This is a genomic window from Pseudomonas sp. Q12-87, assembly GCF_001269755.1.
GTDB classification, from domain to species: Bacteria; Pseudomonadota; Gammaproteobacteria; order Pseudomonadales; family Pseudomonadaceae; genus Aquipseudomonas; species Aquipseudomonas fluorescens_S.
This window is the reverse complement of the sequence record NZ_LHVI01000028.1, coordinates 237,947-258,666: the sequence shown is the minus strand read 5'-3', so window position 1 is coordinate 258,666 and position 20,720 is coordinate 237,947. Positions and strand designations below refer to the sequence as shown.

Annotated in this window: 20 protein-coding genes; 13 read left to right on the top strand and 7 right to left on the bottom strand. The window is 60.1% G+C overall.

Features of this window, described 5'->3' with window-relative positions:
* Positions 1-196 precede the first annotated feature (196 nt).
* Entirely contained in the window at positions 197-1,543 is a 1,347-nt protein-coding gene (locus tag AD663_RS20700) for a carbohydrate porin (protein WP_003184603.1), read from the top strand.
* A 226-nt stretch (positions 1,544-1,769) separates the two neighbouring features.
* Positions 1,770-2,624 (top strand): D-hexose-6-phosphate mutarotase, encoded by an 855-nt coding sequence (locus AD663_RS20695; RefSeq protein WP_053214451.1) that lies wholly within the window; start codon positions 1,770-1,772, stop codon positions 2,622-2,624.
* 139 nt (positions 2,625-2,763) lie between these two features.
* Here AD663_RS20695 and AD663_RS20690 read toward each other — a convergent pair whose 3' ends face one another.
* On the bottom strand, positions 2,764-3,624 hold the full coding sequence (locus AD663_RS20690; RefSeq protein ID WP_172680625.1) for a MurR/RpiR family transcriptional regulator: 861 nt from the start codon (positions 3,622-3,624) through the stop codon (positions 2,764-2,766).
* Positions 3,625-3,820: 196 nt separating this feature from the next.
* On the opposite strand from AD663_RS20690, the gene zwf reads away from it, so the two are divergent.
* From zwf to AD663_RS20675, 3 genes are read left to right on the top strand one after another with little or no spacing between them, the layout of a single operon-like run.
* A complete protein-coding gene (gene zwf / locus AD663_RS20685; RefSeq protein ID WP_003184597.1) occupies positions 3,821-5,290 on the top strand; it encodes a glucose-6-phosphate dehydrogenase in 1,470 nt (489 codons plus the stop codon).
* Positions 5,277-5,990, top strand: a complete 714-nt coding sequence (pgl, locus tag AD663_RS20680; RefSeq protein ID WP_033046225.1) for a 6-phosphogluconolactonase — start codon at positions 5,277-5,279, stop codon at positions 5,988-5,990. Before zwf ends, pgl begins: the two co-directional genes overlap by 14 nt.
* A 17-nt stretch (positions 5,991-6,007) precedes the next feature.
* Entirely contained in the window at positions 6,008-6,673 is a 666-nt protein-coding gene (locus AD663_RS20675; protein WP_033046223.1) for a bifunctional 4-hydroxy-2-oxoglutarate aldolase/2-dehydro-3-deoxy-phosphogluconate aldolase, read from the top strand.
* A gap of 101 nt (positions 6,674-6,774) precedes the next feature.
* Here AD663_RS20675 and AD663_RS20670 read toward each other — a convergent pair whose 3' ends face one another.
* Together AD663_RS20670 and AD663_RS20665 are read right to left on the bottom strand one after the other, a co-directional pair.
* Entirely contained in the window at positions 6,775-7,962 is a 1,188-nt protein-coding gene (locus AD663_RS20670; protein WP_003184591.1) for an aminotransferase class V-fold PLP-dependent enzyme, read from the bottom strand.
* A gap of 16 nt (positions 7,963-7,978) precedes the next feature.
* On the bottom strand, positions 7,979-8,215 hold the full coding sequence (locus tag AD663_RS20665) for a DUF3820 family protein (RefSeq protein WP_003184589.1): 237 nt from the start codon (positions 8,213-8,215) through the stop codon (positions 7,979-7,981).
* A 203-nt stretch (positions 8,216-8,418) separates the two neighbouring features.
* Here AD663_RS20665 and AD663_RS20660 point away from each other — a divergent pair, with 203 nt between their 5' ends.
* The 4 genes from AD663_RS20660 to AD663_RS20645 all read left to right on the top strand — a co-directional run bounded on the left by AD663_RS20660 (position 8,419) and on the right by AD663_RS20645 (position 12,166).
* Positions 8,419-8,883, top strand: coding sequence for a PA2169 family four-helix-bundle protein (locus AD663_RS20660; protein WP_003184587.1), 465 nt, complete (start codon positions 8,419-8,421; stop codon positions 8,881-8,883).
* Positions 8,884-9,099: 216 nt separating this feature from the next.
* Positions 9,100-11,100, top strand: coding sequence for an FUSC family protein (locus AD663_RS20655; RefSeq protein WP_003184585.1), 2,001 nt, complete (start codon positions 9,100-9,102; stop codon positions 11,098-11,100).
* Entirely contained in the window at positions 11,087-11,293 is a 207-nt protein-coding gene (locus AD663_RS20650; protein ID WP_003184582.1) for a DUF1656 domain-containing protein, read from the top strand. The genes AD663_RS20655 and AD663_RS20650 overlap by 14 nt, the downstream gene beginning before the upstream one ends.
* Before the next feature lie 9 nt (positions 11,294-11,302).
* Positions 11,303-12,166, top strand: a complete 864-nt coding sequence (locus tag AD663_RS20645) for an HlyD family secretion protein (RefSeq protein ID WP_003184581.1) — start codon at positions 11,303-11,305, stop codon at positions 12,164-12,166.
* Positions 12,167-12,337: 171 nt separating this feature from the next.
* Here AD663_RS20645 and AD663_RS20640 read toward each other — a convergent pair whose 3' ends face one another.
* Both AD663_RS20640 and AD663_RS20635 read right to left on the bottom strand, forming a co-directional pair.
* Positions 12,338-12,808, bottom strand: a complete 471-nt coding sequence (locus AD663_RS20640) for a MaoC family dehydratase (RefSeq protein ID WP_003184579.1) — start codon at positions 12,806-12,808, stop codon at positions 12,338-12,340.
* Positions 12,809-12,851: 43 nt separating this feature from the next.
* Positions 12,852-13,796: an alpha/beta hydrolase gene (locus AD663_RS20635; RefSeq protein ID WP_003184576.1), complete on the bottom strand. Its 945-nt coding sequence runs from the start codon at positions 13,794-13,796 to the stop codon at positions 12,852-12,854.
* A gap of 212 nt (positions 13,797-14,008) precedes the next feature.
* Between AD663_RS20635 and fadD2 the strand changes: the two genes are divergently transcribed.
* Positions 14,009-15,697, top strand: coding sequence for a long-chain-fatty-acid--CoA ligase FadD2 (gene fadD2, locus AD663_RS20630; RefSeq protein WP_003184574.1), 1,689 nt, complete (start codon positions 14,009-14,011; stop codon positions 15,695-15,697).
* 381 nt (positions 15,698-16,078) lie between these two features.
* Complete coding sequence (gene fadD1, locus AD663_RS20625) at positions 16,079-17,770, top strand: long-chain-fatty-acid--CoA ligase FadD1 (RefSeq protein WP_003184572.1); 1,692 nt, start codon at positions 16,079-16,081, stop codon at positions 17,768-17,770.
* A 107-nt stretch (positions 17,771-17,877) separates the two neighbouring features.
* Here fadD1 and AD663_RS20620 read toward each other — a convergent pair whose 3' ends face one another.
* Positions 17,878-18,255: a hypothetical protein gene (locus AD663_RS20620; RefSeq protein WP_003184570.1), complete on the bottom strand. Its 378-nt coding sequence runs from the start codon at positions 18,253-18,255 to the stop codon at positions 17,878-17,880.
* A gap of 246 nt (positions 18,256-18,501) precedes the next feature.
* Between AD663_RS20620 and AD663_RS20615 the strand changes: the two genes are divergently transcribed.
* On the top strand, positions 18,502-19,452 hold the full coding sequence (locus AD663_RS20615; RefSeq protein WP_003184567.1) for a YihY/virulence factor BrkB family protein: 951 nt from the start codon (positions 18,502-18,504) through the stop codon (positions 19,450-19,452).
* Complete coding sequence (def, locus tag AD663_RS20610) at positions 19,449-19,988, top strand: peptide deformylase (protein WP_003184566.1); 540 nt, start codon at positions 19,449-19,451, stop codon at positions 19,986-19,988. The genes AD663_RS20615 and def overlap by 4 nt, the downstream gene beginning before the upstream one ends.
* 125 nt (positions 19,989-20,113) lie before the next feature.
* Here the strand turns inward: def and AD663_RS20605 are convergent, their stop codons facing one another.
* Positions 20,114-20,536 (bottom strand): GNAT family N-acetyltransferase, encoded by a 423-nt coding sequence (locus tag AD663_RS20605; protein ID WP_003184564.1) that lies wholly within the window; start codon positions 20,534-20,536, stop codon positions 20,114-20,116.
* Positions 20,537-20,720: the final 184 nt, after the last annotated feature.

The window sequence follows — 20,720 nt, the reverse complement described above, 5'->3', positions numbered from 1 at the left end:
GAACAAATGTGGGAGCGAGCTTGCTCGCGAAGACGGTGTGTCATTTAACGTTTGCGGCGACTGACACACCGCTTTCGCGAGCAAGCCCGCTCCCACAGGGAGTATGCGGTGGGTGGGGGACCACCCGCCGCAATCGTTGTAAACCGCGTTAGATAAAAACAGTTAATAACAATAAATTAAAGACGAGGATGTAGGGATGAAGAAGAAAAACAACGCCCAGCTAATCTGCCAGTTATCAGCCGTTGCGGCGATGATGCTGGCCGGTAGCGCACACGCTGCCGACGCTTTCAGCGCCGATTCGCAGTGGATGACGGGTGACTGGGGTGGCGAGCGGACCAAGCTGATCGAGCAGGGTATCGACATCAAGGCCGACTACGTCGGTGAAGTCGGCGGCAACCTGCACGGTGGCTACAACAACGACAAGACGGCACGTTACTCCGACCAATTTGGTCTGGGCGTGGCGCTGGACCTGCAAAAATTGTGGGGTTGGGATAACACCCAGGCCAAGATCCAGCTCACCAATCGTAACGGTGAAAACATCTCCAACGACCGGGTCGGCGATCCGCGTGCAGGTACCTTGAGTTCTTCCCAGGAAGTCTATGGCCGTGGCCACATGGTCCGTCTGACCCAGTTGTGGATCAAGCACCAGTTCCTCGACGGCAAGCTGGACGTCAAGGCCGGTTACTTCGGCGAAGGCGAAGACTTCAACACCTTCCCTTGCGAGTTCCAGAACCTGGCGTTCTGCGGCTCCCAAGTGGGTAACTGGGCCACCGGTATCTGGTACAACTGGCCAGTCATGCAGGCCGCGATCCGCGTGAAGTACAACATCACGCCTGAGTTTTACGCGCAGATCGGTGCGTACAACCAGAACCCATCGCAGCTGGAGCACGGCAACGGCTTCAAGCTCAGCGGCAGCGGCACCAAGGGCACCGTCATTCCAGTCGAACTGGTCTGGTCGCCGAAGGTCAACAACCTGCCGGGCGAATACCGTGTCGGTTACTACAAAAGCACGGCCGATGCCAATGACGTGCGTGAAGATGACAACGGTGACGATGCGGCAACTACCCAAAACGCCTACCGCAGCCACAACAGCAAGCACGGCTACTGGTTCGTTGCGCAACAACAACTCACCACGCACAACGGCGATGCTTCGCGCGGCCTGAACATCGCAGCCAACGCGACCTTCCACGACAAGGACACCAACATTGTCGACAACTACCAGTCGCTGATGCTGGTGTACAAAGGCCCATTCGATGCGCGTCCAAAAGATGACATCGGCATCGGCGCCTCCCGCATCCATGTCAACGACGACGTCAAGAAAAACGCCGAGCTGACCAATTTGGCCAATGGCGTCACCGACTACAACGATCCACTGTTCGCGCCGCTGCGTAGCACTGAGTACAACTACGAACTCAACTATGGGATCCACGTCACCAACTGGCTGACCGTGCGTCCGAACCTGCAGTACATCACTCACCCAGGCGGTGTGGATGAAGTCGACAACGCACTGGTGGCCGGCCTGAAAATTCAGTCGGTGTTCTAAACGTTGTTGCGATAAGCTCCTCTCTATGTGCGCATATTTGCGGACGGCCAAGGCTGTCCGCTTTTTTTTGGGGAGCAGGTTTGGTTGGATGCTGGACTCGTGGCGAGGGAGCTTGCTCCCGCTGGGTTGCGAAGCGACCCCAACGCCATTCACTGCGGTGCGTCAGCCAGACTGTATTTGCCCCGTTTACGACAGCGCAATTCAATGATTTCCAGGACTGCGGCCCATGCATGAGCACCCACTGCAACGCTTCTTCAGATCCTTGCGCGAGCGCCCGGTGTTTGCCTGGGAGCGCTATCAGCAGCGTGACGTGTTGGTGATCGATCATCCGCTGTGCCAGGCGGTGTTCAGTCGCCAGGGGGCGCAATTGCTGCACTTCCAACCGCGCGACCAGAAACCCTGGTTGTGGTGCGCGGCCAAATGGCCGCAAGTCGGCGCAATACGTGGCGGTGTGCCGGTGTGCTGGCCGTGGTATGGCCGTCACCCCAGTGAAAATGCCTGGCCATCCCACGGATGGGCGCGCTTGATCGACTGGAAACTGCTCGACAGCCAAAGCGATGATGACGGCGTGCGTTTGCACTGGCGCTTGCAACTGTGTGACTGGCAGGTGGACTTGCATGCAGACCTGGGCGAGCGCATGGAATTACGCTTGAGCACCGAGCATCAAGACCGCTTGCCTTGCCAGTTGAGCCAGGCTTTGCATGCCTACTGGCGTATTGGTGATGTTGGTGAGATAGCGCTGTCTGGGCTCGAAGGTGCGCGAGGTTACGATCAATTGAGCCGTGCGGTTTGCCAGCAGGAAGGCGAGTTGCGGGTCGAGGGTGGTTGCCAGCGGGTGTTTCAACATGAGGGAGAATTGCAGCTCAAGGATCATGCCTGGCAGCGCGAATTGTGCATCGACACCGGCGACAGCGCCGACACCGTGGTGTGGCATCCCGGTGCCCGGCCATTGTTGGGAGTGAGTTGGGATGAGGTGTCGGAGTTCGTCTGCGTCGAAGCGGCCAGTGGCGGCACCGACAGCCTGTGCCTGGCGCCGGGGGAGCGGGCGCATTTGAGCTTGCAGGCGCGGGCGGGGGCTTGATCCGGGGTTTGGGTGAGGCTACTGGCCTCATCGCGAGCCGGCTCGCGCCCACGGGGTTTTTGTGAACGCCGAAGATCCAATGTGGGAGCGAGCTTGCTCGCGATGACGGCCTGTCAGGCAACAAAGCACTCAGGCCCGATCAGTTGAACTCATCTCCCACCGGATATCGGCTGGCATTCAGGCTTTCCTTGATCTTGCGCAGATGCGGCTGGAAGTCCACGCCCCGGCGCAACGTCATGCCAGTGGCGAGCACATCGAGCACGGTGAGCTGGATGATCCGCGAGGTCATCGGCATATAGATGTCAGTGTCTTCGGGCAGCGGAATGTTCAGGCTCAGGGTGCTGGCCTTGGCGAGCGGCGAGCCTTCGGCGGTCAAGCCCAGCACCGAGGCGCCGTTTTCCCGGGCGATGCGCGCCACTTCCACCAGCTCGCGGGTCCGTCCGGTGTAGGAAATGATCACGAACAGCTCACCGGTGTGTGCCACCGACGCGATCATGCGCTGCATCAGCACATCGGCGTGGGCGGTCACCGCCAGGTTGAAGCGGAAAAACTTGTGTTGGGCATCCAGCGCCACCGGGGCGGAGGCGCCGAGGCCGAAGAAGTGGATCTGCCGGGCCTGGATCAACAAATCCACGGCGCGACTGATCAAATTTGGATCAAGGGCCTGACAGGCGCTGTCCAATGAGGCGATGGCACTGCCAAAGATTTTACGGGTATAGGCTTCGGGGTTGTCGTCGGCCTCCACTGCGCGGCTGACGTAAGCGGCGCCGCTGGCCAGGCTCTGGGCCAGTTGCAGCTTGAGCTCCGGGTAACCGCTGACGCCGAATGAACGGCAGAAACGGTTGACCGTAGGCTCGCTGACCGAGGCGGCCTGGGCGAGGGCGGCGATGCTGAAGCGGGTGGCCTGCTGTGGGTTGTGCAGGATGATTTCGGCCACCTTGCGTTCTGCCTTGTTCAGGTCTTCAAGGCGACTCTGGATCTGTTCGAGTAAATTTCGCACGCGGTCCATACAAGATTCCTAGAAAGACGGGCCTTTGATACGACCCTTTGCGGTGGCCTATCCTACTGATGGCTCCGACAGACCACCACTCGGAATCAGATTTTTCGAGAAATGTTGTAGTTATTACTACATTTTTCCTTGAGTGATGCCTTGAAAAAAGGTATTTGTAGCTTAACTTGATAAAAGAACAAACATCATGCCTTCGATTACGGTTGAACCGTGCACCTTTGCCTTGTTCGGCGCGTTGGGCGATCTGGCCTTGCGCAAGCTGTTTCCTGCCCTTTATCAACTCGATGGCGCCCAGTTGCTGCACGAGGACACGCGCATCATCGCGCTGGCCCGTGAACCCGGCAGCGAGCAGCAGCACCTGGCATTCATCGCCGCGGAGCTGCGCCGCTACGTGGGCGACAAGGACCTGGACGAAGCCGTGGTCGAGCGCTTTCTGGCGCGACTGACCTACCTGCATGTGGATTTTCTCAAGACCGACGATTACGTCGCCCTGGCCGAGCAGGTGGGCACGGCTCAGCAAATGATCGCCTATTTCGCCACCCCAGCGGCGGTGTACGGGGCGATCTGCGAGAACCTGGCGAAGGTCGGCTTGAGCGAGAACACCCGTGTCGTGCTGGAAAAACCCATCGGCTCGGACCTGGAATCGTCGCGCAAGGTCAATGACGCCGTGGCGCAGTTCTTTCCGGAAAACCGTACCTATCGCATCGACCATTACCTGGGCAAAGAGACCGTCCAGAACCTGATCGCGCTGCGCTTTGCCAACAGCCTGTTCGAAACCCAGTGGAACCAGAACTATATTTCCCACGTGGAAATCACCGTGGCCGAGAAGGTCGGTATCGAAGGTCGCTGGGGCTATTTCGACAAGGCCGGTCAACTGCGGGACATGATCCAGAACCACCTGCTGCAGCTGCTGTGCCTGATCGCCATGGACCCGCCGGCCGACCTGTCCGCCGACAGCATCCGCGACGAGAAGGTCAAGGTACTCAAGGCCCTGGCGCCGATCAGCCCCGAGGGCCTGACCACCCAGGTTGTGCGCGGCCAGTACATTGCCGGTCACAGCGAAGGCAAGGCCGTTCCAGGCTACCTGGAAGAACCCAACTCCAACACCCAGAGCGACACCGAGACCTTCGTCGCCCTGCGTGCCGACATCCGTAACTGGCGTTGGGCCGGCGTGCCGTTCTACCTGCGTACCGGCAAGCGCATGCCGCAGAAGCTGTCGCAGATCGTCATCCACTTCAAGGAACCGTCCCACTACATCTTCGCCCCCGAGCAGCGCCTGCAGATCAGCAACAAACTGATCATCCGCCTGCAACCGGACGAAGGGATCTCCTTGCGGGTGATGACCAAGGAGCAAGGCCTGGACAAGGGCATGCAATTGCGCAGCGGTCCGCTGCAACTCAACTTCTCCGACACCTATCGCAGCGCACGGATACCCGATGCCTACGAGCGGTTGTTGCTGGAAGTCATGAACGGCAATCAGAACCTGTTTGTCCGTAAAGATGAAATTGAAGCCGCGTGGACGTGGTGTGACCAGTTGATCGCCGGATGGAAGAAGTCCGGTGATGCGCCCAAGCCGTATGCGGCGGGGTCCTGGGGGCCGATGAGCTCCATCGCACTGATCACGCGGGATGGGAGGTCGTGGTATGGCGATATCTGAACTGAAACTGCCCCAGGGCGTCAGCGCCCAGGCATTCAAGACCCCGGTACTGTTGGCCGAAGGTTTGGCATTGAAGGTGGCCGGGCAATTGCGCGAAGCGATCGACGCGCGCGGCGCGGCGACCCTGGTGGTGTCCGGTGGACGCAGCCCGGTGGCGTTTTTCCAAAGCCTGGGCAAGCAGGCGCTGGACTGGTCCAAGGTGGTGGTGAGCCTGGCCGATGAGCGCTGGGTGCCGGTTGAACACGCCGACAGCAATGCCGGCCTGCTCAAGCGTTATCTGCTGCAAGGGGCGGCGGCCAAGGCCCAATTTCTCAGCCTCTACAGTGCGAGCGCGAACCTGGAAGCCGCTGCCGAACAGGCGGATCGCCTGCTGGCCGAGCTGCCGCCGATCGACGTGCTGGTCCTGGGCATGGGCGATGACGGGCACACCGCCTCGCTGTTTCCCGGCAGCCCGAACCTGGCCCAGGCCCTGGATGCCAGCGGCGCCCGTCGTTGCTGGCCGATGCTTGCGCCAACCGTGCCACACCAGCGCCTGACCATGAGTCGCGCACTGCTGGCTTCGGCGAAATACAAAGTGCTGTCGATTTCCGGTCAGTCGAAATTGACCACCCTGAACGCCGCCGTGGCCGGTGACGACGTCGCCGAAATGCCGATCCGCGCGTTTCTGCAACCCACGCTAGAGATTTACTGGTGCCCATGAACCAAGGATCAACCGCTATGACAAACCCATCCCCGACCGTTTCCATGGCGGACAAAGTTACCCTGATCGACAGCCTCTGCGCCAAGGCGCGGATCCTGCCGGTGATCACCATTGCCCGTGAACAGGACATCCTGCCGTTGGCCGATGCCCTGGCTGCCGGCGGCCTGACGGCGTTGGAAGTGACCTTGCGTTCCCAGTACGGCCTCAAGGCCATCCAGGTGTTGCGTGAACAGCGTCCGGAGCTGGTAACCGGCGCCGGTACCGTGCTCGATCGTCACATGCTGGCCGCCGCCGAGGCTGCGGGTTCGCAGTTCATTGTGACGCCGGGTATCACCCGTGATCTGCTCGAAGCCAGCGTCTACAGCTCGATTCCTTTGCTGCCGGGCATCAGCAACGCCTCCGGCATCATGGAAGGCTATGGCCTGGGTTATCGCCGCTTCAAACTGTTCCCGGCCGAAGTCAGCGGTGGCGTCGTAGCCATCAAGGCCTTGGGCGGCCCGTTCGGCGAAGTGAAGTTCTGCCCGACCGGCGGCGTGAGCCCGGCCAACATCAAGAGCTACATGGCGTTGAAAAACGTGATGTGCGTGGGCGGTAGCTGGATGCTTGATCCGGAGTGGATCAAGAACGGCGACTGGGCCCGCATTCAGGAGTGCACCGCCGAGGCACTGGCGCTGCTGGACTGATTGATTTACCGAACCTCGTTGGGTGTTCTACGGTTTTACGGTGCGCTTGGTCGGCGCGCCGTTTTTTTATGCCTGGGATTTAGTGCTCTGTCCCGTGGCCGTCACAGGCGGCTCAGTTCGGTCAATGCCTTGATCAAACGGTCGATATCACGCGCCAAGGTAATCAAGCCTGGCGTAATGCGTATGCACGGCCCGACGCTGGTGTTGCGCACCACGGTGAAGATCCCATAGTCGTTGAGCAATCGATCGGCCATCGCTTGTTGATCGGCCTGGGCAGTGAAGCGCATCGCGGTAATGCCGCAATAAAGGCCGGGGTCGTCCGGCGTCATGACTTCGATGCCGGGAAGATCGCGCACGGCCTTTACCCACAAATCGCGCAGGTAGCTCAGGCGCGCGCCTTTGGCCGAAGCGCCACCGAGGGCGCGGTGCTCTTCGAACACCAGGGGCAGGGTCAACAAGGCGGGGATGTTGGGCGTGCTATGGGGTGTGCGCGAGCGGATGTCGGTAGCGGGATAGCTGCCTTCGTCCATGTCCGGGTCGATATCCACCAACCGGTGGGGGGCGATATACAGGAAACCCTGGGAAAGGGGACCGCCGATCCACTTCTGCAGGTTGAACCCGGCAAATTCGATCCCGAGTTTCTTCAAGTCGAAATCGATCTGGCCCAGGGCATGGGCACCGTCGAGGATGATATCGACGCCGAACTCCTTGGCGCTCTCGGCAATCGCCCGGACCGGCATTACCAATCCGGTGAGGTGGTTGACATAGGTCAGCGCCATCAGCTTGAGGCGCGGATAACGAATGAACGCTTCGCGATAGGTGCCCACCAGGCTTTCGAAACTGGCGGGGTGCTGGTGGACGATTTCGATCACCTGCGCCCCGCGCTGGCGGGCCAACCAGTGCATTGCGCTCTTGACCGAAGTGTATTCCAGGTCACAGACCAGTACCTGGTCGCCGGGCTTGAGCTTGTTGTAGTTGCGGATCAGCGTCTGCAGGGCATCCACCGCGCTGCTGGCCAGCGCCACGCTCTTGGGGGAGGCATGGATCAGGTTCGCCACCTGGCGGCGAATGGCTTCGCCCTGTTCCTGGTCGAACTGCTGGCGGACGTACAACGAATTGCCGCGGTTGATGAACTCGATATTGCGCTGGTACTCCTCGACCACGGTCTGGGACATGCGCCCGAAGTACCCGTTTTCCAGATTGAGCGGTCCATTGGGATCGACATCGTAGCGACCCACGAAGGTTTGCCAGAAAGCTTCATCGTGGGCGCGCAGTGTGTTCTCGGGCATGTCGGGGCTCAACTGTTCAGGGGCGGGGCTTGGGCTTGCCGTGTTTGACGCGCAAGGGATCGAGCAAGTCCGACAATCCGTTGTGATCGATTTCCTGCATCAATGCCAGCAAGCCGCCGAGTTCTCCATGGGGAAAACCTTCGCGGGCAAACCAGTTCAGGTACTGGCCGGGCAGGTCCGCGAGGATTCGGCCCTTGTATTTGCCGAAGGGCATTTGGCGTGTGATGAGCAATTCGAGCTTCTGCGGGTTCATGGCAATCGTCTTGATTCGAAACTGCCTAGAAAATACAGGCATTCTGCATGCAGGCCAAATGACAGATCATGCAAATAGCGCGGATACAGTTTTTTGGTGTGTTGTTATCTTATTGACTTTAAAGGCTTTTAATTCGTTACGCGGCTGGCACGGCCGATGCAATATCCCTTGCAGGTTTTATTCACCAGCAAAGGAACTGAAAAATGACCGACATCAATAAAGAATCCATCTCCGTCCTGAACGACCTGATCGAGACCAGCAAGGATGGTCAGGAAGGGTTCAAGACCTGCGCTGAAGACATCAAGCACCCAGAACTCAAGGCTCTGTTCGTCAAGCGTTCTGCCGATTGCGCGACTGCCGCGGCCGAACTGCAAGCGGCCGTGCGTTCGCTGGGCGGTGATCCGGAAACTTCCACCAGTGTCAGCGGTGACTTGCACCGTCGCTGGGTAGACGTGAAATCCATGTTCACCGGCAAGGACGAAGAAGCAGTGCTCAACGAAGCCGAGCGCGGCGAAGACCATGCGCTCAAGGCCTATAAGGAAGCGCTGGAAAAAATCACCAAGCACAACCTGGTGGGTATTCGTGATCTGGTCGAGCGCCAGTACCACGGCGTGCAACGCAACCATGACCAGGTCAAGGCACTGCGTAACCAGGCACGCGCCAGCTAAACGCGCCTTGATGTGAAAAAAACGCCAGCCAGCCTGGCGTTTTTTTGTGGGTCGTTATTCCAGCTTAGGGCAAATGAAGCGTCCGCCAGAAAAGTGTGTTGTTAAATCCGTTGGTAATCACCTATGGACGCTACATAGTTAGCTAGCTAATAATTGCACCGGCCAATCACCCCATATTGCATCTATCGTTATTGCGTCCCCATCAGAGTTTTTCGCGTGCCCATTACCTTCCAGGCCTTGTTCGCCCCCGACCGCCTCGCCGTGCAGTTCGCCATCAAAACCGTATTGGGTGGCGGGTTGGCGCTGTGGCTGGCCTTGCGCTGGGGCTTGGAACAGCCATCCTGGGCCTTGATGACCGCGTTCATCGTGGCCCAGCCGCTCTCCGGGATGGTGGTGCAAAAGGGTTTGGCGCGATTGCTCGGCACGTTGGTGGGCACCGTCATGTCGGTGGTGTTCATGGGGCTGTTCGCCCAGGCGCCGTGGTTGTTCCTCCTCGCCCTGGCGCTGTGGCTGGGCCTGTGCACGGCGTGTTCCACGCTGTTGCGCAGCGCCTGGTCCTATTCATTCGTGCTGGCCGGCTACACGGTGGCGATCATTGCCTTGCCGGCCATTTCCCATCCGTTGAGTGTGTTCGATCAGGCGGTGGCGCGTTGCACTGAAATCAGCCTGGGCATCGTTTGCGCCACGGCGGCCAGTGCCTTGCTCTGGCCGTTGCGGGTCGAGCGGCAATTGGCGGGTCAGGCCCGTGCGGCCTGGCAGAGCGGCATGCAAGCGGCACGGGCCACCCTGGCCGGCGACGCGCAGGCCCGTAAAGGCTTGCTGGAAATCCTTGGCAAGATTGTCGCGGTGGACGCCCAGCGCGAACACGCCTGGTTTGAAGGCAGCCTTGGCCGGCAACGGGCCCGGGCCATCAGTGGTCTGAGCCAGAAATTATTGATGCTGCTGCGTATCGCCCGCTCCGTGCGGCGCCAGTGGAAGCAACTCGAGCCCGAAGAGGCCGAGGCCTTGCAGCCGTGGATGAGCGAGGTGCAGCAAGCCCTCGACGCCGACAGCGCGACCCTGCAAGCCTTGCGGCCGCAGTTGCTGGACGCATCTCACGACGCCGGTTTCAGCTCGGCGCAGAGTTATTGCCTGGCCCGGCTCGCCCTGTTGCTCGACACCGCCCTGGCGGCCTGCGCCGCGCTGGCAGCGGTACAGGAGGGCAGGGCGGCGGCGGATCCTCCACGGACCCTGGCTCCGCACCGTGACCTGTCCCTGGCCATGGTCTTTGGTGCCCGCAGCGCCCTGGCATTCCTGGCGGTGGCCAGTTTCTGGCTGGCAACGGCATGGCCTGCCGCTTCGGGTGCCCTGGTGCTCACTTGCGTGGTGTGCAGCCTGTTTGCCAGTCGTGAAAACGGTGCGCAGATCGGCCTGAGTTTCTTGCGCGGCATTCTGTTGGCGGTGCCGACGGCGTTTGTCATCGGTGAGATCGTCCTGCCGCAATGGAGCAGTTTCGCGATGCTGTGCATGGCCATGGGCGTGCCATTGTTTTTTGGCGCACTGGGCATGGCCAAGCCGCAGATTTTCGCCACCGCGACCTCGTTCTGCCTGCATTTCGTGGTGCTGGTGTCGCCGCTCAACGCCATGAAATATGACGTGGCGGCGTTCTTCAACAACGCCCAGGCGATGGTGATCGGTGTAGGCGCGGCCGTACTGGCGTTCAACCTGCTGATTTTGCGTAACCCGGCCTGGCACAGTCGGCGTTTGTTGGCTGCGACCCTCGACGATCTGGTGCGCCTGACCCATCGCAGCCTGCGCGGCGCCGAGAGCTGGTTCGGCGGACGCATGGCCGACCGCTTGCTACAGCTGGCGCGGCATTATCCCGAGCTGCCGGTGCAGGCACGCAGCCGTTGGGATGATGGCTTGCTGGGCCTGGACATCGGCGACGAACTGTTGCACTTGCGGCTGAGTCTGGCCGTGGCCCAGATACCCGATAGCGTGGCGCAGCGCCGTTATTTCGAAGCGCTGGAAGAAGCGCTCGAACACGGTCCGGCCGGTGACCAGGCCGATGCCCTGGCACCGGCGAGCACCGAGTTCCTGGAAGTCCTGGCGGCCCAGCCACCCAATGATGCGCTGAAGTTGGCCCAGGGCGCCGTGGTGCAATTGCAAAGCAGCTGGCGCGCCTGGTGCCGCCAGCATGAACCTGAAGGACGGGAGCACAACCATGGGCTTGCGTGAGTGGTCGATCGGCGGGGTGCTGCTCAGCCCCTTCCTGGTTTATGTGGTGCTGGCGTTGCTGGTGACCGGTGCGCTGCGCCTGTTGCTCAGCCTTGTGCCGGCCGGGCGCTGGATCTGGCACGAAGCCTTGTTCGACTGCGCCCTGTATGTTTGTGTCCTGACTGTCATTACCGTGGTCCTCGGGCCACTCTAGGAGTTGAACATGCGTACCTCCGTACGTGTTGCCGTCACGCTGTGCGTGGTGGCTGTGGCGATCTTCGCCGGGTTTCACCTGTGGCAGTACTACATGCTGACGCCCTGGACGCGCGATGCGCGAATTCGTGCCGATGTGGTGGTGATTGCGCCGGACGTGTCGGGTTGGGTGCGTGAGCTCAAGGCTGTGGATAACCAGCAGGTGAAGGCTGGCGACCTGTTGCTGGACATCGATCGCGAGCGCTTCGAGGCGGCGGTGGAGAAGGCTCGGGCGGTGGTTCAGACACGCCAGCAGCAACTGAGCCTGCGCGAGCACGAAGCCAGCCGTCGCGCCGCCCTGGGGCCCCAGGCCATCAGTGCTGAACTGCGCGAGAACGCCCAGATCAACGCCGGCATTGCCCGGGGCGAACTGCGCGAAGCCCAGGCCGAGGCCAAGGTGGCCGAACTCAATCTGGCCCGCAGCCAGGTACTGGCTCCACGCAGCGGCCACATCACCAACCTGCGCCTGGCCGAAGGCAACTATGTAAACGCCGGGCAACCGGTCATGGCGCTGATCGATGACTCGACGTTCTACGTGCAGGCTTATTTTGAAGAAACCAAACTGCCAAGGATCCGCGTGGGTGATGCGGTCAAGGTCTGGCTGATGAGCGCCGACCATGCGCTGGAAGGTCATGTCGAAAGCATCAGCCGGGGGATTACCGACCGCAACACCAACCCCGATGCGCAGCTACTGGCCGAGGTCGAGCCGACCTTCAGTTGGGTACGCCTGGCCCAACGCATACCGGTGCGGATCAAACTGGACAAGGTGCCCGAAGGGGTAAGCCTGAGTGCCGGGATGACGGCGAGCGTGCAGGTGCAGGAGGGCCATCAATAGTTGTCGCGCCGCGATCACCCGTGGCGAGGGAGCTTGCTCCCGCTGGGGGCGAAGCCCCCCAAAAAATCGACCTTATTTGATCTGATCAAACGCGGTCGATTTTTTACGACGGCTTCGCCGCCGAGCGGGAGCAAGCTCCCTCGCCACGGAAAAACGCTTCGCTTCATCGATTCAACCGACAGTGATCGCCGGCAACGTCGGCAGCGTCACGGTCTGTTGCTTGCGTGGCGCGAGGATTTCGGCTTCGCCATCCACTACCAGCTCATCGCGCTGATTGAATACACGCGTGGCGATGCGCACACGGAATTTTGGCAGTTTCTCCAGGATTTCCAGGCGCACAGTCAGGGTGTCACCGATCTTGACCGGTTTCTGGAAGCTCATCTGCTGGCCGATGTAGATGGTGCCCGGGCCAGGCAACTCGCAAGCCACCGCCGCGCTGATCAGCGCCCCGCTGAACATGCCATGGGCGATGCGCTCCTTGAACATGCTTGCCGCCGCGAATTCGGCGTCCAGGTGCACCGGGTTGTGATCGCCGGACATCGCGGCGAACAACTGAATGTCGCGCTCTTCGACGGTCTTGCTGTAGCTCGCGGTCTGGCCGACTTCGAGGGCTTCGTAAGGGATATTGGTAACCTGGGTCATCTGTCTCAAATCCTGTGACGGGTAAAGGAAAACGCTGCAAAACCTACTCGCTTCGTGGCGGTCGCTTGTGGCTCAGTGCCTGGGCAATCCAGGCCAGCACGTCGGCCGTCACTTCGTCGCGGTTGGTTTCGTTGAACAATTCGTGTCGGGCCTGTGGGTAAATCGTCAGTTGCAGGTTCCGGCTGCCGGCGTCGCGCAGGGCGTCGGCCAGATCCTTCAGACGCTTGCCTTCGCTCACCGGATCACATTCACCGCCGATCACCAACACGGGCAGGCCCGGATCGATCTGGGCGAGATTGGACGCTTTGCTGATTTGCTGCAACCCGCCGAGCAGATCGACCCACAGTTGATTGGTGCAGCGAAAGCCGCACAGCGGGTCGTGGACGTATTTGTCGACTTCGGTCGGGTCGCGGCTGAGCCAGTCGAAGGGGGTGCGCGCCGGTTTGAATTTCTTGTTGAAGCTGCCGAACGACAGCCACTCGATCAAGGCGCTGCGCCCCGTGGCACCCTGGCGTCGACGTTCGAAGCGGGCGATCAGCCGAGCCGCCCGATAAAGCGCCACAGGCTGGAAATTGGAACCACTGAGAATCGCCCCGTGCAGGCTGGCGCTGTGATGCAGCAAGTAGCCCTGGGCGATGTAGCTGCCCATGCTGTGACCCAGCAGCACCACGGGCGTATCGGGATGTTGCTGGCCGATGTGATGATTGAGGCTGGCCAGGTCACCCACCACCTTGGCCCAACCGCCCGCATCTGCAAAATGGCCGAGAATCATTGCCTGGCCGGTCTTGCCATGGCCGCGCAAGTCCGCAGCGTAGACGCCGTAGCCTTCGTCGCACAGGGCCTGGGCCAGGCGTGCGTAGCGGCCGCTGTGTTCGGCCATCCCGTGTGCCAGCATGACCAGCGCCTCGGGCGCGGTGTCAGGCAGCCATTGGTTGACGAACAGGCGGCTGTGGTCGGTCGCGGTCAGCCAGAACGTTTGGTGGATCATGGCGGTTCCTTTGCGCAGTGTCGCTGCATTGTATAGCTCATCCGCTGCGTCTCGCCTGATCAGCCCACGCCAAGGCAGGAAGATTCACACAATCTATGACGCAGGCCGCCATATTTGCCTGATACGCCATAACTGCTAGTGTCCCAGGGAGTTCCGCCTCTGCAAGCGATACAGACGCGGCCCGGATTCGCTCAGGTAAGAGGATAAAAACAATGCAGCCTGATTTCTGGAATGACAAACGCCCGGCCGGCGTGCCCCTGGATATCGACCATGGGGCCTACAAGTCGGTTGTCGAGGTGTTCGAGCGTTCCTGCAAGAGATTCGCCGATCGTCCAGCGTTCAGCAACATGGGGGTGACCCTCACGTATGCCGAGCTCGAACGCTACAGCGCGGCTTTCGCCGGCTATCTGCAGGCTCACACCGACTTGGCCCCGGGTGACCGTATCGCGGTGCAGATGCCCAACGTGCTGCAATACCCGATCGCGGTATTCGGTGCCTTGCGTGCGGGGCTGATCGTAGTCAACACCAACCCGCTGTATACCCCGCGGGAAATGCGCCACCAATTCAAGGATTCCGGGGCCCGGGCGCTGGTGTACCTGAACCTGTTCGGGCAGAAAGTCCAAGAGGTCCTGCCCGACACCGACCTGCAATACCTGATCGAAGCGAAAATGGGCGACCTGATGCCCACCGCCAAGGGTTGGCTGGTGAACACGATGGTGAGCAAGGTCAAGAAGATGGTCCCGGACTATTCGCTGCCCCAGGCCATTTCCTTCAAGAGTGCCTTGCGCCTGGGGCGTGGCCAGGGCATCAAGCCGCTGAAGGTCAGCCTCGAAGATATCGCGGTGCTGCAATACACCGGCGGCACCACCGGGCTGGCAAAGGGGGCGATGCTGACCCACGGTAACCTGGTGGCCAACATGCAGCAGGCCCGGGCGTGCCTCGGGCAGATCGGCGACGACGGCCAAGCACTGCTGCGCGAGGGCCAGGAAGTCATGATCGCGCCGCTGCCGCTGTACCATATCTATGCTTTCACAGCCAATTGCATGTGCATGATGGTCACCGGCAACCACAACGTGCTGATCACCAACCCGCGGGACATCGGCGGCTTCATCAAGGAACTGAAGAACTGGCGTTTTTCGTTGCTGCTGGGGCTCAACACGCTGTTCGTGGCGCTGATGGACCATCCAGATTTCAAGACCCTGGATTTTTCCCACCTCAAGGTCACCAATTCCGGTGGGACCGCCCTGGTCAAGGCCACCGCCGAGCGCTGGGAGCAGATAACCGGTTGCGGTATCACCGAAGGCTATGGCTTGACCGAAACCTCGCCGGTGGCCTGTGCCAACCCCTATGGCGGTAAGTCCCGGTTGGGCACGGTGGGGCTGCCGGTGCCGGGCACACTTATGAAAGTGATCAACGACGACGGTGTCGAGCAGCCACTGGGCGAGCGTGGCGAGCTGTGCATCAAGGGGCCGCAGATCATGAAGGGCTACTGGAACAAGCCCGAAGCCACGGCCGAAGTGCTGGACAGCGAGGGCTGGTTCAAGTCCGGCGACATCGCGGTCATCGACCCGGACGGGTTTGTGCGTATTGTCGACCGCAAGAAGGACATGATCATCGTGTCCGGTTTCAACGTGTACCCCAACGAAATTGAAGACGTGGTCATGGCCCACCCGAAAGTCGCCAGTTGCGCGGTGATCGGTGTGCCGGACGAGCGCTCGGGCGAAGCGGTGAAACTGTTCGTGGTGGCGCGCGAGACGGGAGTCAGCCTTGAGGAGCTCAAGGCCTACTGCAAGGAGAACTTCACGGGCTACAAGATTCCCAAGCACATCGTGCTGCGGGAGTCGTTGCCGATGACGCCGGTGGGCAAGATCCTGCGACGGGAACTGCGGGACATCGCCTGATGTAGAAGGTGTTCGTTTCACTGAAAATCTGTGGGAGCGAGCTTGCTCGCGATAGCGGTGGTCAGCCTGAATGAGATGGGCTGACAGACCGTTATCGCGAGCAAGCTCGCTCTCACATTTTTGTATTTCAACTGAGGTCATTTAGAGCGCTTCTAGAAGCTCTAGATTTTTTACTCTAAAAGTGACCATAAGATAGTCTTAAGTCATGTTCATGACTGTAGGGGCCGTTTTTGGCTCTAGGCGACCCTTGGCAAAGCTGCTACTCTCGGCGCGCTTTTGGGACTTCTCGGCCTTGATTCAAGCCAGATCACCAATAAACACACACCAATAATAATCGCATCAAATGCGGTGAGAATTCGCGTTGCTGAGGAGTGGGCTTCCATGATCGAAGACTTTTGGAAGGATAAGTACCCAGCTGGGATTGCTGCCGACATCAATCCAGACGAGTATCCGAATATTCAGGCGGTGTTGAAGCAGTCCTGCCAACGCTTTGCCAACAAGCCGGCGTTCAGCAACCTCGGCAAGACGATCACCTACGGTGAACTCTACGAGTTGTCCGGTGCCTTTGCTGCCTATCTGCAACAGCATACCGATTTGCAGCCGGGCGATCGAATCGCCGTGCAACTGCCTAACGTTCTCCAGTACCCGGTGGCTGTGTTCGGTGCGATCCGCGCCGGGCTTATCGTGGTCAATACCAACCCGCTGTATACCGCGCGGGAAATGGAACACCAGTTCAACGACTCTGGCGCCAAGGCGTTGGTCTGCCTGGCAAACATGGCGCACCTGGCCGAGGCCGTGGTGCCCAAGACGAGCGTCAAGCACGTCATCGTCACGGAAGTCGCCGATCTGCTGCCACCGCTCAAGCGCCTGCTGATCAACAGCGTGATCAAGTACGTGAAGAAGATGGTGCCGGCCTATCACCTGCCCAAGGCCATCAAGTTCAACGACGTGCTGCGCAAAGGCCACGGCCAACCGGTGAGCGAAGCCAATCCCACCAGCGACGACGTGGCCGTATTGCAATACACCGGCGGCACCACCGGCGTGGCCAAGGGCGCGATGCTCTCCCACCGCAACCTGGTGGCGAACATGCTGCAGTGCAAGGCACTGATGGGCTCCAACCTCAACGAAGGTTGCGAGGTACTGATCACACCGCTGCCGCTGTACCACATCTACGCGTTCACCTTCCATTGCATGGCGATGATGTTAATCGGCAACCACAACATCCTGATCAGCAACCCGCGGGACCTCTCGGCGATGGTCAAGGAACTGTCGAAGTGGAAATTCAGCGGTTTCGTCGGCCTCAACACGCTGTTCGTGGCCCTGTGCAACAACGAAGCCTTCCGCAAACTGGATTTCTCGGCGCTGAAAGTCACCTTGTCCGGCGGCATGGCCCTGCAACTGGCGGCGGCCGAGCGCTGGAAAGCGGTCACCGGTTGCCCGATCTGCGAAGGCTACGGCATGACCGAAACCAGCCCGGTGGCCACCGTCAACCCGATCCAGAACATCCAGGTCGGCACCATCGGTATCCCGGTGCCGTCGACGCTGTGCAAAATCATCAACGATGCGGGTGTCGAGCAGCCATTGGGCGAAGTCGGCGAATTGTGCGTAAAAGGTCCGCAGGTCATGAAGGGGTACTGGCAGCGCCAGGACGCCACCGACGAGATCCTCGACAGCGAAGGCTGGCTCAAGACCGGCGACATCGCCGTAATCCAGCCGGACGGCTACATGCGCATCGTCGACCGCAAGAAGGACATGATCCTGATCTCTGGCTTCAACGTGTACCCCAACGAGCTGGAAGACGTGTTGGCGACCTTGCCGGGCGTGCTGCAATGTGCGGCTATCGGCGTGCCGGACGAGAAGTCTGGTGAGGCGATCAAGATTTTCATCGTTGCGCGGCCGGGCGTCACGTTGACCAAGGAGCAGGTCATGGAGCACATGCGTGCCAACCTCACCGGCTACAAGGTGCCGAAGTCGGTGGAGTTCCGTGATGCGCTGCCAACCACCAACGTGGGCAAGATCCTGCGGCGTGAGTTGCGTGATGAAGAGCTCAGGAAGTTGGGTCTGAAGAAGTAAGCCCGATATGAAGCAAAAGCCCCGCGAATGCGGGGCTTTTCGTTGGCTTCGATTTCCTGGGACAAGGATGCTTGTGTGGCGAGGGAATCGGTGCCTCTCGGACCTGGTTACAACCGAAACTGCGCGAAATCCACGTTAGTACCACCCGGACGCATATCCTGCAGATAGGAATCCTTATCGGCACTCAATTCCAGGCTCAGGGCCGCCTTGCGCTTGCCCTGGTTGCGCACTTCCAGGCCTTCCATTTTTTCCCGCAGGAACACTGTTGGCACTTTCAAATGCAGCAATTCATCGGTCGCTGGCGTATGCAGCAGCAGGTGGATCCATTCGTACTGACCGATGGCCAGGCGGGCCACCGGGATATCGAACCAGAAAATGTTGCGGTTGCGGTTCAATTCGCTGAAATGGCAATTGTTGACGCCCAGTACGGCGCCGCCCAGTTCCTGGTTTCTGCGGGCAATGGCCTGCTTTTTATCGAGTTTCATAACGTTCCTACGGGATTGGAGCTTCAGGCCAGAGCCTGACACGTGGGGCATTCTCGACGGTTACCAGCCAAACATAAAGCCCCGCCCTTACTAACAATGAAACTTGCCCCGTCAATCGTCGGTCAATTCAGCGTCTGCGGCAAAACGACGAAATTGCTCCAAAGTCGCCAAACAGGCTACTTTGTTGTAAATAACGGCCCTTGAGTCGCCTTGCGACCACCCTTTTTGCGGCGAAAGGAGACGCACATGATGTTTTCGGCCTTGAAAGGCTTACCCCTGCATCGTGTGATGATGCGCACCGTGACCGAGTTTCTCGATGACGAGATGTCGACGTACGCCTCGGCATTGGCCTACCAGATGTTGTTTTCACTGTTCCCCTTTATTCTCTTCCTGATCGCCTTGATCGGCTTCCTGCACTTACCGGACTTCTTCTCCTGGCTGCGCCTGCAATCGGAACTGGTACTGCCGCCCCAGGCCTTGGAGCAGGTCAATCCGGTAATCGACCAACTCCAGCAATCCAAGGGCGGCTTGTTGTCGGTGGGTATCGTCATCGCGCTGTGGACCGCCTCGGCGGGCGTGCGGTTGATGATGAGCGCGATGAATGCCGCCTACGATGTGGTAGAGGGTCGTCCGGCCTGGAAACGCTTTCCGTTGTCGATTTTTTATACGGTCGGTATCGCCGGGATGCTCCTGGCCGCCGCTGCCTTGATGGTCCTCGGACCGCAGGTGATGGGTTGGATTGCGGCCCAGGTCGGTCTGGAGGAATTCATCGTCACGCTCTGGACGATCGTGCGCTGGCCGGTGATCGTGTTCTTGCTGATGGTTGCCGTGGCGCTGATCTATTACGTGATGCCCGACGTAAAACAGGAGTTTCGCTTCATCACGCCGGGGTCGGTGCTGGCGGTGGTCGTCTGGATCATCGCCTCCCTGGGCTTCGCGTTTTACGTCAAGACATTCGCCAACTACAACGCCATGTATGGCAGCATCGGCGCGATCATCGTGCTGCTGCTGTACTTCTACATTTCCTCGGCGGTGCTGTTGCTCGGCGCGGAGATGAACGCGGTCATCGAGCACATGTCCGCCGAGGGCAAGGACCCTGGCGAAAAACACCCCGGCGAGCATGAAAAACAACATGTTTCGGGCCTGGGGCGCGACCATTCCATCCCTCACACTCACCCTGACGAAGCCCGACCATGATTCGTGAAATCCTGAAGATGGGCGATGAACGCCTGCTGCGCATTGCCCCGCCGGTGCCCGTCGAAATGTTCGACAGCCCGCAGTTGTGGCAACTGATCGATGACATGTTCCAGACCATGGAAAGCGTTGGCGGCGTCGGTCTGGCGGCGCCGCAGATCGGCGTGGACCTGCAACTGGTGATCTTCGGCTTCGAGCACAGCGAGCGCTACCCCGACGCGGAGGCGGTGCCCCAGACGATCCTGATCAACCCACTGATTACACCGCTAAGCCCCTTGATGGAGGAGGGCTTCGAAGGGTGCCTGTCGGTGCCGGGCCTGCGCGGTGCGGTGGAACGCTACCAGCACATCCGCTACGAAGGGTTCGACCCCAAGGGCGAACCGATCGTGCGCACGGCCTCAGGGTTTCATGCTCGGGTGGTGCAGCATGAATGCGACCACCTGATCGGGCGCTTGTACCCGTCGCGTATCAGCGACTTCAGCAAGTTCGGGTTCACCGAGGTGATGTTCCCGGACCTGGACCCCGCTGTAGACGATTGATCATCCACCACAGAACTTGTGGGAGCGGGCTTGCTCGCGAAAGCGGTAGGTCAGCTTGCATGGATGTTGAATGTGCCGCCGTTTTCGCGAGCAAGCCCGCTCCCACATTGGATCTGTATTGAACTTTAGGATTGTGTATGTGGCGCAAGCCCCATTGCAATCATCGGCTTGCTGCGCGCATACCGGCTCAGGCGTTCGGCCATCGCATAGGGCAGTTCGGGGTCGAAGCTGAAACCACGCCGCTCATAAAACCCGCGCAAGTCGGGGTGGCAAAAGAGCCACACCGGCTCATTCACACCTTTCACCGCTTCGGCCATCAATTGCGCGGCGATGCCCTGCGCACGGTACGCCGGATCGACAAACAGTCCCGTCAACCAATGTCCGCCCGCCACCGGCCGCAGGCACAGGGCGGCGACGATTTCATCGCGCCGCGCCGCCCACAGCTGGGCGTCACGCACCGCTTTCATCGAAGACTGGTGCGCGCGATAGAACTTGTTCATCAGCGGCCACAATGATTCCTGAAGTTGTGTGTACTGGATTTCGGACATGGCTGGGTCGGGACGATAAGGGGAGGGCGATTATAAAAGAACGTGCGAGCGGCGATAGGTGTATACCTGATTTACACACCCCGTATGAGTGGAGCACTGATCATGGCCAAAGGCATGGATTCGAAAAAAGCGGCTAAGAAAAAGCCAGCGAAAAGCGCCGACGAAAAACGCGCTGACAAAAAGG

What these genes read in the sequence shown, in the direction of transcription:
- AD663_RS20620 (WP_003184570.1), bottom strand. Translation starts at nt 18,255, where the DNA reads ATGAAACTCGATAAAAAGCAGGCCATTGCCCGCAGAAACCAGGAACTG.
- AD663_RS20675 (WP_033046223.1), top strand. Translation starts at nt 6,008, where the DNA reads ATGACAAACCCATCCCCGACCGTTTCCATGGCGGACAAAGTTACCCTG.
- AD663_RS20650 (WP_003184582.1), top strand. Translation starts at nt 11,087, where the DNA reads ATGGGCTTGCGTGAGTGGTCGATCGGCGGGGTGCTGCTCAGCCCCTTC.
- AD663_RS20635 (WP_003184576.1), bottom strand. Translation starts at nt 13,796, where the DNA reads ATGATCCACCAAACGTTCTGGCTGACCGCGACCGACCACAGCCGCCTG.
- AD663_RS20695 (WP_053214451.1), top strand. Translation starts at nt 1,770, where the DNA reads ATGCATGAGCACCCACTGCAACGCTTCTTCAGATCCTTGCGCGAGCGC.
- AD663_RS20615 (WP_003184567.1), top strand. Translation starts at nt 18,502, where the DNA reads ATGATGTTTTCGGCCTTGAAAGGCTTACCCCTGCATCGTGTGATGATG.
- fadD1 (WP_003184572.1), top strand. Translation starts at nt 16,079, where the DNA reads ATGATCGAAGACTTTTGGAAGGATAAGTACCCAGCTGGGATTGCTGCC.
- AD663_RS20605 (WP_003184564.1), bottom strand. Translation starts at nt 20,536, where the DNA reads ATGTCCGAAATCCAGTACACACAACTTCAGGAATCATTGTGGCCGCTG.
- AD663_RS20660 (WP_003184587.1), top strand. Translation starts at nt 8,419, where the DNA reads ATGACCGACATCAATAAAGAATCCATCTCCGTCCTGAACGACCTGATC.
- zwf (WP_003184597.1), top strand. Translation starts at nt 3,821, where the DNA reads ATGCCTTCGATTACGGTTGAACCGTGCACCTTTGCCTTGTTCGGCGCG.
- AD663_RS20700 (WP_003184603.1), top strand. Translation starts at nt 197, where the DNA reads ATGAAGAAGAAAAACAACGCCCAGCTAATCTGCCAGTTATCAGCCGTT.
- def (WP_003184566.1), top strand. Translation starts at nt 19,449, where the DNA reads ATGATTCGTGAAATCCTGAAGATGGGCGATGAACGCCTGCTGCGCATT.
- AD663_RS20645 (WP_003184581.1), top strand. Translation starts at nt 11,303, where the DNA reads ATGCGTACCTCCGTACGTGTTGCCGTCACGCTGTGCGTGGTGGCTGTG.
- fadD2 (WP_003184574.1), top strand. Translation starts at nt 14,009, where the DNA reads ATGCAGCCTGATTTCTGGAATGACAAACGCCCGGCCGGCGTGCCCCTG.
- AD663_RS20670 (WP_003184591.1), bottom strand. Translation starts at nt 7,962, where the DNA reads ATGCCCGAGAACACACTGCGCGCCCACGATGAAGCTTTCTGGCAAACC.
- AD663_RS20640 (WP_003184579.1), bottom strand. Translation starts at nt 12,808, where the DNA reads ATGACCCAGGTTACCAATATCCCTTACGAAGCCCTCGAAGTCGGCCAG.
- AD663_RS20665 (WP_003184589.1), bottom strand. Translation starts at nt 8,215, where the DNA reads ATGAACCCGCAGAAGCTCGAATTGCTCATCACACGCCAAATGCCCTTC.
- pgl (WP_033046225.1), top strand. Translation starts at nt 5,277, where the DNA reads ATGGCGATATCTGAACTGAAACTGCCCCAGGGCGTCAGCGCCCAGGCA.